General features: G+C 48.1%; 2 tRNA genes and 2 rRNA genes (1 of these 4 cut by a window edge). All 4 read left to right on the forward strand.

The features are described 5' to 3' along the window. Positions 1–1,449, forward strand: a 16S ribosomal RNA gene (locus tag QPK98_RS09425); the annotation flags it as partial. Positions 1,450–1,648: 199 nt separating this feature from the next. Further along, positions 1,649–1,722: transfer RNA gene (locus QPK98_RS09430), tRNA-Ile, on the forward strand. A 238-nt stretch (positions 1,723–1,960) separates the two neighbouring features. Continuing rightward, a tRNA-Ala gene (locus QPK98_RS09435) sits at positions 1,961–2,037 on the forward strand. A gap of 390 nt (positions 2,038–2,427) precedes the next feature. After that, positions 2,428–2,500, forward strand: a 23S ribosomal RNA gene (locus QPK98_RS09440) (it continues 2,753 nt past the right edge of the window).

Here is a 2,500-nt window from a genome sequence, read left to right on the forward strand (position 1 = left end):
GGCTTGCCTTTATTGAGACCGGCGCACGGGTGAGTAACGCGTATGGAATCTGCCTTGTACAGGGGAATAGCCCAGGGAAACTTGGATTAATGCCCCATAGTATTACGAGACGGCATTGTTTTGTAATTAAAGATTTATCGGTACAAGATGACCATGCGTCCCATTAGCTTGATGGTAAGGTAACGGCTTACCATGGCTACGATGGGTAGGGGCCCTGAGAGGGGGATCCCCCACACTGGTACTGAGACACGGACCAGACTCCTACGGGAGGCAGCAGTGAGGAATATTGGACAATGGGCGAGAGCCTGATCCAGCCATGCCGCGTGCAGGAAGACGGCCCTATGGGTTGTAAACTGCTTTTACAGAGGAAGAAACACCCCCACGTGTGGGGGTTTGACGGTACTCTGCGAATAAGGATCGGCTAACTCCGTGCCAGCAGCCGCGGTAATACGGAGGATCCAAGCGTTATCCGGAATCATTGGGTTTAAAGGGTCCGTAGGCGGGCAGCTAAGTCAGTGGTGAAAGTCTGCAGCTCAACTGTAGAAATGCCATTGATACTGGTTGTCTTGAATGGTTGTGAAGTGGCTAGAATATGTGGTGTAGCGGTGAAATGCATAGATATCACATAGAATACCGATTGCGAAGGCAGGTCACTAACAACGCATTGACGCTGATGGACGAAAGCGTGGGGAGCGAACAGGATTAGATACCCTGGTAGTCCACGCCGTAAACGATGGATACTAGCTGTCCGGTGCACATTGGTGTGCTGGGTGGCCAAGCGAAAGTGATAAGTATCCCACCTGGGGAGTACGTTCGCAAGAATGAAACTCAAAGGAATTGACGGGGGCCCGCACAAGCGGTGGAGCATGTGGTTTAATTCGATGATACGCGAGGAACCTTACCAGGGCTTAAATGCAGTCTGACAGGGGTGGAAACACCCTTTTCTTCGGACAGATTGCAAGGTGCTGCATGGTTGTCGTCAGCTCGTGCCGTGAGGTGTCAGGTTAAGTCCTATAACGAGCGCAACCCCTGTGGTTAGTTGCCAGCGAGTAATGTCGGGAACTCTAGCCAGACTGCCGGTGCAAACCGTGAGGAAGGTGGGGATGACGTCAAATCATCACGGCCCTTACGTCCTGGGCCACACACGTGCTACAATGGCAGGTACAATGGGCAGCCACTGCGCAAGCAGGAGCGAATCCACAAAACCTGTCTCAGTTCGGATCGGGGTCTGCAACTCGACCCCGTGAAGCTGGAATCGCTAGTAATCGGATATCAGCCATGATCCGGTGAATACGTTCCCGGGCCTTGTACACACCGCCCGTCAAGCCATGGAAGCCGGAAGCACCTGAAGCCCGTCACCGCAAGGAGCGGACTAGGGTGAAGCTGGTAACTGGGGCTAAGTCGTAACAAGGTAGCCGTACCGGAAGGTGCGGCTGGAACACCTCCTTTCTAGAGAAAGACGACCGAAATTCAACAAAGAGACACTCTTATATTGAAAAACAACGGAGTCTTGCTTGGTTTAGCTGTCAATTTTATAATATAGATTAGATATATGAGATGTCAGATATGAGATGTGAGACCAAAAGCACCTAGTATTATGGTGGCTGGAGTCTAAAATCTCAAGTCTAAAATCTAATATCTATGAGACAGTCTCATAGCTCAGCTGGTTAGAGCGCTACACTGATAATGTAGAGGTCGGCAGTTCGAGTCTGCCTGAGACTACAAGATAGGAGAAGGTAAGTTCATTTGTTGAGCGCTACACTGTCCCGATAGTTATCGGGAGTAGAGGTCGGCAGTTCGAGTCTGCCTGAGACTACAATTTCAAGTTATGAGTTCAGAGTTTCTGAGTTTAGAGTTGAAAAAAGTTCATTAACACATATTGAAAGGAAATTTTAGAAGTTGAAGCGAGATTACTTCATTATTCGTAATTCTGAATTCACAATTCTGAATTTCAAGAAATGGGGAATTAGCTCAGCTGGCTAGAGCGCCTGCCTTGCACGCAGGAGGTCATCGGTTCGACTCCGATATTCTCCACCAAGAGTGGAAAGAAGATGGTTTAGGCCATCGGTTCGTCCCGATAGTTATCGGGACCGATATTCTCCACAACTTTTCCTACGGAAGTAGGGAACTCATCTTTAATAGGATGAAATGTTCATTACATATTGAAACAGAGTTTTAGCCATATTATGGGGCTAGAGCGTCCCGAACTAGCTTCGGGAAGTTAATCGGTTCGACTCCGATATTCTCCACCACGGACAACAATCGTTGTTTTTCATTAGCTGCCCGTTATCCGGGCCTGAGAGACACGAGGATCCAGACCGTTCATTGACATATTGGAAACAAAGAATACGAGAAAAGTAATAATACTTGTACACTTTTTATAGGTGTACGAAAATTTTGAATAACTCATTAAAGAGCAAAAAAGTACAATAAGCAAAATAAGAGCGTATGGGGAATGCCTAGGCTCTCAGAGGCGAAGAAGGACGTGATAAGCTGCGAA

Origin of the sequence: Aequorivita marina (assembly GCF_031631895.2) — a bacterium.
GTDB classification, from domain to species: Bacteria; Bacteroidota; Bacteroidia; order Flavobacteriales; family Flavobacteriaceae; genus Aequorivita; species Aequorivita marina.